Raw genomic sequence first — 13,181 nt, 5'->3', positions numbered from 1 at the left:
CCGTTGGGGGCGCCTCGGCGGGCGCGCCCCACTACCGGCTCTCGCCCTCGCGTGCCGGGAGCAGCATCATGTTCGCGGCACGGGCGACCGCCTCGCTCCTGTTCGACGCGCGGAGCTTGCGGTAGATGCGCTTCAGGTGGAACTTGACCGTGTTCTCGGTGATGTCGATCTGCACGACGGTCTGCCCCGTGGCGAGGCTCTGCAGCGTGCGCAGTTCGGCCCTGGTCAGCGACTCGTAGGTTTCCGCTCTGAGGTTCGGAGGGATCCGGTCGACCATCTCGGTCAGGTCGATGCGACCCGCCTCCCGTGCGACTGCAGCGATCGCCACGAGCGCATCGTGGGGGATGCACGCCAGCAGCAGGCGGTTGCCGAGGCGCTCGGCGAGTTCGCCTGCCTCTGCGAAGCAGTCGATCGCCCGTTCTCGCTCGCCGAGGCCCCAGCGCGCCGCGGCGGTCACGAGACCGTTCTCGACCCGAAGTCGGGGCGGCGGCCGCTGCGGCTCCGACAGCTCGGGCGGCCACTCCGCCATCCGCCCCGATGTCCGCTCGGCCGCATCGAGTGCCGCGGCGTAGCGGTTGGTGAACAGGTGCAGCAGGGCACCCGTCACCGCGACGTCCGGATGCGCAGCCGGCAGCTGGCCGAGCAGGCGCTCCGCCTCGGCGTAGTTCCCCAGCGCGATGTGCAGACGCGCGGCGTGCGCCTCTAGGACGCACCGCAGGGTAGCGGGTGGCGACGAATCCGCCCCGCGCCTCACGGCGACGCCGCTCCAGCGCCTCGAGTGCGCTCGGCGCACCGTCGGCCAGGTGACGCACCTGGGTTTCCGCGACGACCAGCAGCGGCCACTGCTCGACGCGCTTGAGCGGGTGCGCATCGACCTGCTGCAGCGCTTCGAAGGCCTCGCCGATCCGCCCCCGCTCGCGGGCGATGTGCAGGCGCGCCAGCACATCGTGAGACCAGCTGTGCCTCGGAAGCGACCGCGCCGAGCGGTCACCCTGCGCAGTGCGAACGCCCTGTGCAGTGCGAACATCCTGCGAAGTGCGCTCGCGTGAGGCCGCACGGTCGTGCGGCACAGCACCGTCGAGCAGCGCGTCGCGTCGGAGCAGGGCTCGTTCGGCCGCGAGCAGATCGCCCGAGAAGGCGGCGGCGGCAGCCAGCCCCTCACATGCACGCGCCTGGGTCGAGAGGTTTTCGAAGCGCCCGGCGGCCTCGAACGCGCGCCGGTAGTTGCGCTCGGCCATCGCCGGGTCGCCGACTACAAGCCCAGTGAGGCCGAGCGCTCGATAGAGCAGGGGCGCTGTGAAGCGTTCGGCGTCCCAGCGTTCCTCGGGGGTGCGCTCGAGCCGCTTCTCGATGTGCTGCGAGAGGCGGAGCGCGGCATCGTCGTCGCCTCGCATGCGCTCCGCGACGGCGAGCAGCGCCATCAGCGGAGGGGTCGGCTCGTGCTCTCCGTCTCGCAGCTGCTGGCGCACCCGCGCTCGCAGCCACTGATGGAGCTGCTCGATGCGCTCGTCGGGGGTGTCGCCCTCGGGTGTCTCGAGCAGCAGCAGGGCGCCCGCGAGTACCGGGTACTCGTAGAGCACGGCGTCGGAAAGCCCGCGCAGCAGCTGCATCACCCCGCTTCCGGGTACCGCGAGCTCGAGGAAGTGGCGGGTGAAGACGCGCGATGCGGCGCCGTACTCGCCGATCTCGAACAGGTGCGCCACCGCTGCGATCGGCTTGTCCCGGCTCAGCTCCACCGCGTGCTTCAAGCGCATGGCGTGCGCTTCCGGTCCGAATTCGCGACGGGCCAGCGCTCCGAGCGCGTCGCCCAGGCCGGCGTGGCAGCGATAGCGCGGCGAGTCGGGCCACCAGCTCTGCTGCACGATCCCGAGCTCCTCGAGCTCCCGCAGCACGGCCTCGAGATCGGCGTAGGGTGTCTCGAGGGTCTCGGCCAGCGTCTCCAGCGAGGCGTCCGGGCAGAGCACGATCGCGAGCACCGCGCGACGACCGGAGACGGTGGGCACGGTGTCGAACTGCTGCTTGCCGAGTCGGGCGAGCACCCGGGTGATCTCCCTGGGCTTGCTCCCCGCGGCCAGCTGCTGCACCACCGAGCGCATCACCACCGGCCAGCCGTGCGCCCGCTTCCGCCGCTCCTCGACCTGCGCGAAATCGTCGATGCCGTAGAGTTCGGCGAGCGCACGCGCCTCCTCCTCCGTGAACTCGAGCATCCGCTCGTCGACGAGCACGGCCGAGGTCCGGCCACCGACGAGGGGGCCGTCGAGTGCGCTGAACCGCCGCGACAGCACCACCATGTGCAGGAGCGGGTTGGCCTCGAGCAGTCGCGCCAGCCCGAGGTCGAGGTCTCCACAGGTGACGTGATGATAGTCGTCGAGCACGAGCACGGTCGGACGGCGCAATCCGTGGACTATGCGCTCGACCTCCTCGCGCGCGTGTCCCCCGACCTGCTGCCGGTCATCAGCGGCGCACGGCCGCTGATCCGCCGCGCTCAGCCGCTGATCCGCCGCGCTCAGCCGCGAACCCGCTGCGCTCAGCCGAGGACCCGCCGTGCTCAGCCGGGCGCCCTCGCCCCCGAGCGCCTCGGCGATCCGGCACCAGAGCGCCCCGGGCGCGAGAGAGGGCTCGTGCCCGATCCCGGGCTCCGGCGTCGCCACCCAGCGCACTTCGGCGGCTTCCCTCATCGACCGGGCCCAGTGCACGGTCGCGACGGTCTTGCCGAAACCCGCGGGCGCGTGCAGAAGGGTGAGCGGGGCGAGATCTTCGATCTGCCGCGCGAGGAGTCCGCACACTCTCGGGCGCACCGAGGTCGGGTATCGGATCGCGGGAATGTCCATGACCGTTCAAGTCAAGCGAATCCCCGAGCGTTCCCCGTGGCGAAGGCACGAAAACCATCCTGCTTTTCACCTCGCCCCTTCCCTTCGAGATCGAGATGACGCTTCCTGCCCTTCACGAGCGCTGTCGGGGGCCACAGGCGTCATCTCGATCGCGAGGAAGGGACGGAACAGCGTCAGCCGAGCTCCTCCGCCTCCCTGTTCCGGCGAACGAGCCAGTTCTCGCCCACGACCTGCTGCCCCTCGCTGTTGGTCCCTGGGATGAACCCGGCCTCGAGCTCTCCACCCGCGGCCACCGTCACCGGCGCGAAATCCTCGCCGTGGAACATCATGTGCGGCACGGGAATGTTCACGTCCACGGGCAGGGGCGACTTCGCCCTGAAGACGACGTAGCCGCTGGCGGCGGCCTCCCCGTACGGCACGCCGTAACCCTGGCCGTCCACGACCGGATCCGGAACCGCAGCGCTGCCGCTCACCTCCTGGATCTCCCAGTAGTCCTGCCAGCTGCCGTAGGCCCCCCACTCACGATCCTCGAGATGCCAGGTGAGCGGCACATCGACGCTCCAGGAGATCCTGAACGTGGCATCCGTCGTGGTGGTCGGGTTCGGGTAGTCGGCGGGCACCCGGTAGCGGACGTACCCGCCCTGGGAGTGGTTGAAGTGGTACTGATCGCCCTGGGGCGTGCCCTCCTGGATGCCGAAGCTGTAGTCGCCGACCATCGTCGGCAAGAAGACCTCCGGCTCGCCGGACGCCGCGGCGATCGGCGCGGTCACGGCAACCGCGACGACGGGAGCGGCCCAGGCCGCGGCGGTGACCACCGAGCGGCGGCTGATACCTGGTGTCTCGTGTGGCATTCTTCTCCTCGTCTTCCTTTCCGTCCTCGTCCGGAGCACGGGAGCCGCCGAGGGATCGACGACACCCGAATCCGAACCTGCACACAAATGTGTATTTCGTAAGGTTAGGAGAGGTTATGCGCGCCGTTCGCACTTTCGCAGAAAACCCCCTCCGCCGCGCGAATTCCCCACCCGCGGCCGGCACGCACCGCTTCGAAGCGCAAGAAGACGCCGCATCGGAGAGGAAGAGCCGCATCGGAGAGGAGCGCGGCAGGGCGTGGATGGGTGCCGAGCCCCCGATTCCCCCGCTTATTCCACCCGGTGACGCCGCGAATACCACCCGCACCCGTCCAGGCTTTTCCCCTCGGGCTCCAAGCTCGTTCATTGGACGGCCTGGAAGTGTGGATCCTGCATCACCCATCCGCAGTGCGAGGAGCAGACCGTGCAGACATCCCAGAAGATCCTGATCGGCTCAGGCGTCGGAGTGCTCGCGCTTGCGGCGGCTGCCGCCATCGCGGGGCCCATGATCTATCGCGACTTCATCGCACCCCCCGCCGCCGAGGCCCCGAGCCTGAGCGGCGACGAGAGCATGCTCGAGCCGCTGGGCGCAGCCATCGATCCCGCCGTCCTCGTCGGCGACTGGCGCGTGGCCGGCGGCTCGGAGGCCGGCTACCGCGTCGACGAGGTGCTGAACGGCACCGACGTGACCGTGACCGGGCGCACGGACGAGGTGACCGGAACCTTCACCATCGGCGGAGACGGCCTCACGCTCGAGGCAGCCGAGCTCACCGTCGACGTCGCCTCCATCAGCACCGACAGCGCGCAGCGCGACGCCTACTTCCGCGATCAGGCACTGCGGGTCTCCGAATACCCCACCGCCACCTTCGCTCTCACTGAGCCGGTGACGCTCGACGAGGCGCCGGCCTCGGGAGACGTCGTGCAGGCGGAGGCGACCGGCGACCTCACGATCGCCGGTACCACGCGCAGCGTGACGGTCGACGTGCAGCTGCGGGGCACTACCGCGGATGACGGGGAGACCACGGCGGATATCGCCGGCTCGATCCCGATCTCCTTCGCCGACTTCGGGGTCGAAGCCCCGAACCTCGGCTTCGTGCAGGTGGAGCCCGAAGGGTTCGTCGAGTTCCAGCTCACGGCGCAGCAGGAGTAGGGAACGGCGATCCGCCCCTACCCCTCGGCGAGATCCTGCGCCGACTTAGGCAGCTTGCGCACCCGAGCGCGACGGCGACGGCGCTCGGGAATCATGGTCCGCATCTCCTCGAGCTTGCCGAAGCACAGCAGGCGATCCTCGGCCTCGAGCACCACGTGCTTGCGGGGGTTCGGGATCACCTGCACGCCGCGATGCAGCGTGAGCACGGTGATGTCGCGATCCCACAGCCCCAGCTCGCCGAGCGTCTTGCCCACGTGCTCCGAACCGTGCATCGTGAGCTCCGCGACGCCGTAACCGGTCGACACCGACAGCCGCTGCCGCACGTCGATCTCGGGGAAATCGACCTGGCCGGCGATATAGTCGATGATCGCGCCCGCCACGTCGAGCCCGGTCGCCTGCTCGATGCCCTGCAGCCCAGGCGACGAGTTGACCTCCATCACGAGCGGCCCCTCGTCGCCCTCGAGCATGTCGACCCCGGCCACGCGCAGCCCCATGATCTGTGCGGCGCGCACGGCGACCTGCTCGTACACGGGATCGAGCTGCACCGGCTCGACGGTGCCGCCACGGTGCACGTTCGAGCGGAACTCGTCACCGCTGGCGCGCCGCCGCATGGCCGCGACCACACGATCCCCCACCACCAGCGCGCGCACGTCGCGACCGCGGCTCTCCGACACGAATCGCTGGATCAGCACGTTCTGGCGCGTCGAGTGCAGCGTCTCGATGATCGCCTCGGCCACCTTGACCTGGGGAGCGAGGATCACGCCGATCCCCTGCGTGCCCTCGAGCAGCTTGATCACCACGGGCGCGCCGCCCACGCTCTCGATCGCGGGCCGCACATCCGCCCGGTTGCGCACGAAGGCGGTGGCGGGCATGTCGATGTTGTGGCGGGAGAGGATCTGGATCGCACGCAGCTTGTCTCGCGCGTTCGAGATGCCGCCCGCCGTGTTGGGCGTGTAGACGTCCATCTGCTCGAACTGGCGCACCACGGCCGTGCCGAAGTAGGTGATGGAACTGCCGATGCGAGGCAGGATCGCGTCGTAGTCGCTGAGCTGCTTGCCGCGATACAGCAGGTCGGGCTCCTCGCCCGCGAGATCGATGGCGAAGCGCAGCGTGTTGAGCACTTTCACCCTGTGTCCGCGCTGCTCTGCGGCTGCCTGCAGCCGCTGCGTGGAGTACGCCTGCGGGGCGCGCGAGAGAATCGCGAGTTTCACCGTGTTTCCTGCCAAGATAGTTGCGTGACCGTACCCGACCATTCAAGCACCCTCACGGGCTGGCGCGAGTGGGTGTCGCTCCCCGGAATCGACGTGCCGTGGGTCAAAGCGAAGGTGGACACCGGGGCGCAGACATCGGCCCTGCACGCGACCGGGATCGAGGAGTTCGAGCGCGACGGCGAGTCGTGGGTGCGGTTCCTCGTGCAGCCGTGGCAGCTCACCGAGGAGGACGCGGTCGCGGTCGAGCTCCCGGTGCACGACCGCCGCACCGTGCGCAGCTCTTCGGGCCACGCTCAGATGCGCCCGGTGGTACTCATGGAGGTCGGGATCGCGGGCCGCGTGATCGAGGCCGAGGTGACGCTGACGGATCGCGAAGAGATGGTGTTCCGCATGCTCATCGGCCGCGAGGCGCTGCGCCAGGGGTTCATCGTCGACTCCTCCGCTTCATTCGTGGGGGGCAAGCCGCCGCGCGGGATCCGCCGCCGCAACCGCGGACGCGCCTAGGGGTCCCAGGCATGCGCGTCGCCGGAGTGCGCTACATCGGGGTCGATCTCGCGCGGTTCCTCGCGATCGCCGGCATGATGGCGGCGCACCTCATCACGATCGTCGAGTGGAACCCGTTCGTCTCCGATTCGGCCCTGAGCGCCGCCGAGATCACGAACACGCTCACGGAGGGCATCGCGGCGCCGCTGTTCGCCGTGCTCGGCGGGCTCAGCGCGGTGTTCGCGACCGGGAGGCTGCTGCGCGAGCACCGCATCGGCGCGGCCGTCGCCGCGGTGGCGATCCGCGGGGCCCTGCTCGTGCTGCTCGGACTGCTGCTCGGCATGATCGAAAACCCGATCGTGGTCGTGCTCGCCTACTACGGCACCGCCATGCTGCTCGTCGCGCCGCTCGTCGCGGCGCGCAGTTGGGTGCTCGCCGTGCTCGGGATCGGGATCGGCGTCGTCGGAGGGCCGCTCAACGCCTCGCTCCGCGTCGCGCTCGACATCGCAGACTACGAGGGGCGCTCGGTGACCTTCGACACCTTCGGATACGACTGGATCGAGGCGGTGCGGGCCCTGCTGCTGACCGGCATCTATCCGGCGATCACGTGGGCGGTCTACCTGCTCGCGGGAATCCTCATCGGGCGCCTGCTGGTCGCCGCGAACCGACGTGAGGCGCTGGGGCGCGTCTCCGCCGCGCTCGCCGCGGCTGGAGCCCTCCTCGCCGCCGGCGCCCAGTTCGTCACGCGCCTGGTGCTCGACGATCCCGCGGCGCTGGGCCTGCACCCCGTCGACGTCGTCGATCCCGAGCTGCTCCTGTCGTCCGCGAGCGGCGCCCCGCTCTCCCCCGACCTCTGGGCGCAGCTCATCGCGACCCCGCACTCCGGGTCGCCGATGGACCTCGCGCGCACGATCGGGATCGCCTGCGCCGTGATCGGCGTGCTCGTACTGCTCTGCGACCGGCGGCGAGCGCCCGGGCACCGGCCGGGGCGCCTGCTCGACATCTTCCGGGCCGCGGGCGCCGCACCCCTCACCATCTACACCCTGCACGTCATCGCGACCGGGTGGCTGCTCGGCCCCCTCATGGAGGACCCGGCGTTGGCCCAGAGCCTGCCCTGGTGGGCCGCGGGCACCGGCGCGTTCCTGCTGCAGCTGGCCGGAGCGCTCGGGATCGGCGCGATTCTCTCGGCGACCGGCCGCCGGGGCCCGCTCGAGGCCCTGCTCTCGGGCGTCGTGCGCGTCGCAGTGCGGGGGTAGGGCGAGGATCTGCCCGAGTGTGACGCCGCCTTACCGGACGACTCGCAGAATGTCAGTGGTGCGCGAGAGCATGGGTGCATGACCGAAGCCGACTGTCGACCCGCCCCGGGCACCGCCGCGGTCCGCGGCGCGGGCTGCGCCCCGCGGGAGCAGACCGACCCGAGCGGCGTTCCCTTCGCCGAGCTCGACCCGGCCCTGCTGCGGCGGCAGCGCACGAGTCTCAAGTGGACGCGCTTCCCCGCCGACGTGCTGCCGCTCTTCGTCGCCGAGATGGACTTCGCCGTCGCGCCCGAGATCCGCGACGCGCTCGTCGCGCGCATCGAAGCCTCCGACATCGGGTACCTCGACGGCCCGGGCCCGCTCGCCCCCGCGTTCTCCGACTTCGCGCGGGATCGCTGGGGGTGGAGCGTGCCGCACGACCACGTGCACCTCGCGACCGATGTCGCCACGGGGATCGTCGAATCGCTGCGGGTGTTCAGGCCCGAGGGCGGCCGCCTCGCGCTGCCCACGCCCGTCTACCCCGGGTTCTTCGAGATGCTCGAGGAGGTACCGTTCGAGATCGTCGAGATCCCGCTCGCCGAGGCCGGGGCGACGCGCCTCGACCTCGCCGCGATCGAGAGCGCTTTCGCTGCCGGCCCGGGGATCGACGCGTTCCTGCTCTGCAATCCGCACAACCCGCACGGCCTAGTGCACAGCGCGGACGATCTCGCAGAGCTGGCCCGCCTCGCCGCCGAGCACGACGTGTTCGTGATCTCCGACGAGATCCATGCCCCGCTCACCTTCTCCGACGAGACCTTCACCCCCTTCGCGCCGCTCGCCGCGGCCGCCGACGCTCTCGCCGTGGTCACCACCTCCGCGAGCAAGGGGTGGAACCTGGCGGGCGCGAAGTGCTCGGTGATCGTGGCCGCCGACGATCGGGCGAACGCGGTGCTCGCAGGACTGCCGCCCGAGACCGTCACGCGCGCCAGCATCCTCGGGCTCCACGCCGGTGTCGCGGCATTCGTCGAAGGCCGCGAATGGCTGGACCGCGCGGTCGAGCAGATCGAGGCGAACGAGCGGCTGCTCGCCGAGTTGATTCGGGATCGCCTGCCCGGCGTCGGATACACCCGCCCGCGGGCCGGCTACCTGGCCTGGCTCGATTTCCGCGGCACGGAGGTCGGCGACGACCCGTTCACCGCCGTCCTCGATCGGGCGCGCGTCGCGCTGAACGACGGCCGCCACTTCGGTGCGGGCGGAGCGGGGCACGTGCGCCTCAATCTCGCCTGCGCTCCCGCCACGATCCGTGAAGCCGTCGACCGCATCGCTGCGATCCTTCCCTCCGCCCCGAAGGAGACCCGATGACCGAGCCCACCGCCGCCGCGCCGATCTACGACTGGGACGGCTTCGGCTTCGATACCCGCCAGGTGCACGCGGGCGAGTACCCGGACAAGAACAGCGGCCTGCGTGTACCGCCGATCGCACTCTCCGCGGGCTACCTCTTCGACGACTTCGACGACCAGGTGAGCCGCTTCAACGGCAGCATCCACTGGCGCGACGGCGAGCACCCCGGTCACGGAGAGGCGGAGGGGTTCTCCCCGAGCGAGCGAGCGCCGATCTACTCCCGCCAGGGCAACCCCACGAACTGGGTCGCCGAGGAGCGCCTGGCATCGCTCGAGGGCGGCACCGTCGCGGTCGCGGTCGCGAGCGGGCAGGCGGCGATCTCCGCGGCGCTGTTCGCCCTCGCGCAGCACGGCGACCACATCGTCTCGACGGGCTCCATCTACGGCGGCACCCGCATCCTGTTCGGCCGCAGTTTCAAGCGCTTCGGCATCGGCTTCGACTACGTCTGGGACGCCGACGACGATGCCGAGTGGGAGCGCGCGATCCGCCCCGACACGAAGGCGATCTACACCGAGACGATCCCGAATCCCCGCAACGACGTCACCGACCTGCGCCGCATCGCCGAGGTCGCAGCCCGCTACAACCTGCCGGTCGTGGTCGACAACACCGTCGGCACGCCGGCGCTGATCCGCCCGTTCGAGCACGGCGCCCACATCGTCGTGCACTCGACCACGAAGTTCCTCACCGGGCACGGGGCGGCCGTGGGCGGCGCGATCGTCGACGGCGGCACCTTCGACTGGGAGGCCGCCGAGCAGGCAGGCCGCAGCTACCCGCTCATCACGCAGTCGTCTCGGCCGGGCGTCGCCTCGATGCTGGATCGCTTCGGGCGGGGCGCCTACGCGCGGGCGGTGCGCGAATCAGTCGTCAACGACATCGGGCCGACACTCTCACCGCTGCACGGCTTCCTGCTGCATCAGGGCATGGAGACGCTGTCGCTGCGCATGGAGCGGCACGTCGACTCCTCGATCGCGATCGCGGAGTGGCTCGAGCAGCAGCCGGAGGTGCTCTCGGTCGACTACGCGGGCCTCCCATCGAGCCCGCTGCACGAACTCGCGGTGCGCGACTACGGCGCCGATGAAGCCGGTCGCGGGCGCACGGGGTCGGTGTTCGGCGTCACGGTGCGCGGCGGGATCGACGGTGCCCGCGCCTTCGTCAACGGCGTGCGGGTGTTCTCGCGCATGACCGGCATCGGCGATACGCGCTCGATGATCCTGCACCCGCTCACGTCGACGCACGGTACATTCGCACCCGAGATCAACGAGAGGCTCGGGATCACGCCCGGCCTGCTGCGCCTGTCGATCGGGCTCGAGTCGGCAGACGATCTCATCCGCGACCTGCGCGCGGGCCTGGATCGAGTCGCCGAACTCGGCTGAGAGGCGCCCCCCTGCGGCTGCGTCGTTCCTCTCTGCCCGCCGACGTAGACCTCTCGCACCGTTGCAGACCTCTCGTGCGGTGCGGGAGATCTACAACGGTGCGAGAGGTCTACAACGGGGTTGAGGGAACGGCCCCGCTGAGCTCCTGCGACCGCGCGCAGGGTAACGCGGGCACCCTACTGGCGCAACCTCTCAGCGCTCTTCCGCGCCGCGGCGACGGCCTCGGGCGTCGCCGCGTACTGGTGCTCGGCACCGGGGAACGCCCCCGAGCGCACCTCGTCGGCGTACGCCGAGATCGCGGCGACGGTGTCGTCGCCGATCGAACCGTAGGTCTTCACGAACTTCGCGGTGCGCCCCTCGGTCACGCCGAGCAGGTCGTTCACCACCAGCACCTGCCCGTCGGCGGGGCCGGCGCCGATGCCGATGATCGGAATGTCGAGCACCTCGCGCAGCACCGCGGTGACCTCCGCCGGCACCGCCTCGACGACGACGCAGAAGGCGCCCGCCCGCTGCACCCCGAGAGCTTCCTCGACCACGCGCGCCGCGCTCGACTCGGTGCGGCCCTGAGCGCGCAGCCCGCCGAGCACGGTGGCGGTCTGCGGGGTAAGCCCCACATGCCCGACGACCGGGACACCGGCAGCGACGATGGCGCGGATCCTGCTCAGCTTCTCGGCGTTGCCACCCTCGAGCTTCACCGCGTCGGCACCCGCCTCCTTGACGAAGCGCACTGCCGTGGCGACCGCCTGAGCGTCGGACTCCTCGGTGGTGCCGAACGCGACGTCGCACACGAGGAACGCCGTCTCGGTTCCGCGGCGCACCGCCCCCGCGAGCACGAGCAGTTCATCGGTCGTGACCTCGGCGGTCGTCGCGTAGCCCAGGTGCACCTGCGCCCCGGAATCGCCCACGAGCACCATGTCGACGCCGGCTCGCTCAACGGCCCGCGCCGTCGGGAAGTCGTACGCGGTGACCATCACGATGGGTTCGCCCGCCTGCTGCTTCTCGAGCAACCGGGGGATCGAGACCTTCGTCATTTCACACTCTCCTCACGCTGCTCGGGCGCGACGCCCAGCAGCACGTTGTCGATGAGCCGTACCTCGCCGACCCGTGCGGCGACGGCGCAAAGCGTCGGCTCCGACACTCGCGGCACCGCCTCCAGCGTATCGGGGTCGACGAACGCGAGATACTCGGGATCGATCCCGGCTCCGTCGAGCACCGCCTCACCGCGGGCGCGCAACGCGACGGGATCCGTCTCCCCCGCGGCCGCGGCCGCCGCGATCGCTTCCAGCGCTCGCGGGATGGCGAGGGCCCGGGATCGCTCCTCGGTGCTGAGCCGGACGTTGCGGCTGGATCGCGCGAGCCCGTCATCGTCGCGGGAGGTGGGGCAGGCGACGATGCGGGTCGGGATGCCCAGGTCGGCGACCATCCGCCGCACCACGACGATCTGCTGAGCATCCTTCTGGCCGAAGTAGGCGGCGTCCGGGGTCGCCGCGATGAGCAGCTTCGAGACGACCGTGGCGACGCCGTCGAAGTGCACGGCTCCCCGGTTCGCACCCTCGAGGGTTTCGGTGATGGGGCCGGAGACGTGCACGGTGGTCGCGAAGCCCTCGGGGTAGAGCTCTGCCGCATCCGGGGCGAAGACGAGGTCGACCCCGGCCGCCTCTGCGAGGCCGGCGTCGCGCTCCTCCTGGCGGGGATAGGCCGCGAGGTCCGAGGCCTCGTTGAACTGCTTGGGGTTCACGAAGATCGACATGACGGCGAAACCGTGCTCGGCCCTGGCCGCCCGCACGAGCGAGAGGTGCCCCTCGTGCAGCGCCCCCATGGTCGGCACGAGGGCGACGGTGGAGCCCGCGGCTCTCGCCGCCGCGACGGCCTCGCGCAGTCCCCGCACGGTGCGCACGATCCTCATCGGTGATCCTCCCGGTCGTGTGCCTGCGGTGTCCCCGCCGCCAGTTCCCGGGTCGCCGCGACGAGCGCGTCGAACAGTGCGAGCGCGTCGGGAGCGCGATCAGCCACCGCCGCCCGCTGCCGTTCCACCGTCGCCTCGTCGCCCCGGGCGACGGGGCCCGTGAGTGCGGCCTCGGCGCCGCGGGCTCCCCAGTTGCTCAGGGCCGCCGATGCGAGGGGCAGCAGCGCCTGCCGCGGCACCCTGGCGGTCGCCGCGAGCCGCTCGGCGACGCCCTCGATCGTCACGAGGAAGTTCGAGGCGATCGACGCCGCGGCGTGGTACGCCGCCCGATCCTCGCCCCGCACCCTGAAGGTCTCGAGCCCGAGCGCATCGGCGAGCCGCTGCGCGACGGCGAGCGCCCGATCGTCGGAACCGTCGATCGCGGCGTGCGCCCCCGCGAACGATGTGCCCGCGCCCAGCACGGTCAGCAGCGGGTGCAGGCTGAACGCAGGGTGCGGCCGCAGCACATCGAGGCCGGTCGCACCCGAGCAGTGCCCCACGACCGGGCCGGGCACGATGCGCGCGGCCGCGTCGGCGATCGCACCGTCGGGCACGGCGAGCAGCACGACGTCGGCGACGGCCCCGTCCGGGCCCGCGCCGTCGGCGCCCCGACTGGCGGGCGGCGGCACCTCGATCCCGGAGCCCGCGAGCGCGTGCGCCATCGCCGCTCCGACACGACCGCGACCGACGATCTGAACGCGCAT

At 71.1% G+C, this 13,181-nt stretch carries 13 protein-coding genes; 7 read left to right on the top strand and 6 right to left on the bottom strand.

The annotated features are described in order from the left end of the window. Positions 1 to 31: 31 nt before the first annotated feature. Positions 32 to 793 carry a response regulator transcription factor gene (locus AC0KXF_RS12155; protein ID WP_473109439.1) on the bottom strand — a complete coding sequence of 254 codons (762 nt, stop codon included), beginning with the start codon at positions 791 to 793 and terminating at the stop codon, positions 32 to 34. A 10-nt stretch (positions 794 to 803) separates the two neighbouring features. On the opposite strand from AC0KXF_RS12155, the gene AC0KXF_RS12150 reads away from it, so the two are divergent. Both AC0KXF_RS12150 and AC0KXF_RS12145 read left to right on the top strand, forming a co-directional pair. After that, on the top strand, positions 804 to 1,049 hold the full coding sequence (locus tag AC0KXF_RS12150) for a hypothetical protein (protein WP_473109438.1): 246 nt from the start codon (positions 804 to 806) through the stop codon (positions 1,047 to 1,049). Between the two features lie 12 nt (positions 1,050 to 1,061). After that, positions 1,062 to 2,930, top strand: a complete 1,869-nt coding sequence (locus AC0KXF_RS12145; protein ID WP_473109437.1) for a hypothetical protein — start codon at positions 1,062 to 1,064, stop codon at positions 2,928 to 2,930. A 74-nt stretch (positions 2,931 to 3,004) separates the two neighbouring features. Here AC0KXF_RS12145 and AC0KXF_RS12140 read toward each other — a convergent pair whose 3' ends face one another. Further along, entirely contained in the window at positions 3,005 to 3,682 is a 678-nt protein-coding gene (locus AC0KXF_RS12140; RefSeq protein WP_473109436.1) for a hypothetical protein, read from the bottom strand. A 421-nt stretch (positions 3,683 to 4,103) separates the two neighbouring features. On the opposite strand from AC0KXF_RS12140, the gene AC0KXF_RS12135 reads away from it, so the two are divergent. After that, positions 4,104 to 4,829 (top strand): YceI family protein, encoded by a 726-nt coding sequence (locus tag AC0KXF_RS12135; RefSeq protein ID WP_473109435.1) that lies wholly within the window; start codon positions 4,104 to 4,106, stop codon positions 4,827 to 4,829. Positions 4,830 to 4,846: 17 nt separating this feature from the next. On the opposite strand, the gene AC0KXF_RS12130 is transcribed toward AC0KXF_RS12135, so the two are convergent. Continuing rightward, positions 4,847 to 6,040: a RimK family alpha-L-glutamate ligase gene (locus AC0KXF_RS12130; protein ID WP_473109434.1), complete on the bottom strand. Its 1,194-nt coding sequence runs from the start codon at positions 6,038 to 6,040 to the stop codon at positions 4,847 to 4,849. A 24-nt stretch (positions 6,041 to 6,064) separates the two neighbouring features. On the opposite strand from AC0KXF_RS12130, the gene AC0KXF_RS12125 reads away from it, so the two are divergent. From AC0KXF_RS12125 to AC0KXF_RS12110, 4 genes are all read left to right on the top strand, one after another. Further along, positions 6,065 to 6,544: an ATP-dependent zinc protease family protein gene (locus AC0KXF_RS12125; protein ID WP_223044975.1), complete on the top strand. Its 480-nt coding sequence runs from the start codon at positions 6,065 to 6,067 to the stop codon at positions 6,542 to 6,544. 11 nt (positions 6,545 to 6,555) lie between these two features. Then, positions 6,556 to 7,779 carry a heparan-alpha-glucosaminide N-acetyltransferase domain-containing protein gene (locus tag AC0KXF_RS12120; RefSeq protein WP_473109433.1) on the top strand — a complete coding sequence of 408 codons (1,224 nt, stop codon included), beginning with the start codon at positions 6,556 to 6,558 and terminating at the stop codon, positions 7,777 to 7,779. Between the two features lie 78 nt (positions 7,780 to 7,857). Further along, positions 7,858 to 9,120 carry a MalY/PatB family protein gene (locus tag AC0KXF_RS12115; protein WP_473109431.1) on the top strand — a complete coding sequence of 421 codons (1,263 nt, stop codon included), beginning with the start codon at positions 7,858 to 7,860 and terminating at the stop codon, positions 9,118 to 9,120. Next, on the top strand, positions 9,117 to 10,532 hold the full coding sequence (locus AC0KXF_RS12110) for an O-acetylhomoserine aminocarboxypropyltransferase/cysteine synthase family protein (RefSeq protein ID WP_473109430.1): 1,416 nt from the start codon (positions 9,117 to 9,119) through the stop codon (positions 10,530 to 10,532). The genes AC0KXF_RS12115 and AC0KXF_RS12110 overlap by 4 nt, the downstream gene beginning before the upstream one ends. Before the next feature lie 176 nt (positions 10,533 to 10,708). On the opposite strand, the gene panB is transcribed toward AC0KXF_RS12110, so the two are convergent. Genes panB through AC0KXF_RS12095 form a run of 3 tightly spaced genes read right to left on the bottom strand, consistent with a single transcriptional unit; the run spans position 10,709 to position 13,181 of the window. After that, on the bottom strand, positions 10,709 to 11,563 hold the full coding sequence (panB, locus tag AC0KXF_RS12105) for a 3-methyl-2-oxobutanoate hydroxymethyltransferase (protein WP_473109429.1): 855 nt from the start codon (positions 11,561 to 11,563) through the stop codon (positions 10,709 to 10,711). After that, positions 11,560 to 12,438, bottom strand: coding sequence for a pantoate--beta-alanine ligase (gene panC, locus AC0KXF_RS12100; protein ID WP_473109428.1), 879 nt, complete (start codon positions 12,436 to 12,438; stop codon positions 11,560 to 11,562). Before panC ends, panB begins: the two co-directional genes overlap by 4 nt. After that, positions 12,435 to 13,181 (bottom strand): DUF2520 domain-containing protein, encoded by a 747-nt coding sequence (locus tag AC0KXF_RS12095; protein ID WP_473109427.1) that lies wholly within the window; start codon positions 13,179 to 13,181, stop codon positions 12,435 to 12,437. The genes panC and AC0KXF_RS12095 overlap by 4 nt, the downstream gene beginning before the upstream one ends.

It is taken from the genome of Leucobacter holotrichiae, from assembly GCF_055791005.1.
The sequence above is the reverse complement of the archived record's forward strand: the minus strand, read 5'-3'. Positions and strand labels throughout refer to the sequence as shown.

Excerpts from the sequence above, each read along its gene's own strand:
- AC0KXF_RS12140 (WP_473109436.1), bottom strand. The coding sequence starts at position 3,682 with ATGCCACACGAGACACCAGGTATCAGCCGCCGCTCGGTGGTCACCGCC.
- AC0KXF_RS12120 (WP_473109433.1), top strand. The coding sequence starts at position 6,556 with ATGCGCGTCGCCGGAGTGCGCTACATCGGGGTCGATCTCGCGCGGTTC.
- AC0KXF_RS12115 (WP_473109431.1), top strand. The coding sequence starts at position 7,858 with ATGACCGAAGCCGACTGTCGACCCGCCCCGGGCACCGCCGCGGTCCGC.
- AC0KXF_RS12110 (WP_473109430.1), top strand. The coding sequence starts at position 9,117 with ATGACCGAGCCCACCGCCGCCGCGCCGATCTACGACTGGGACGGCTTC.
- panB (WP_473109429.1), bottom strand. The coding sequence starts at position 11,563 with ATGACGAAGGTCTCGATCCCCCGGTTGCTCGAGAAGCAGCAGGCGGGC.
- panC (WP_473109428.1), bottom strand. The coding sequence starts at position 12,438 with ATGAGGATCGTGCGCACCGTGCGGGGACTGCGCGAGGCCGTCGCGGCG.
- AC0KXF_RS12095 (WP_473109427.1), bottom strand. The coding sequence starts at position 13,181 with ATGCGCGTTCAGATCGTCGGTCGCGGTCGTGTCGGAGCGGCGATGGCG.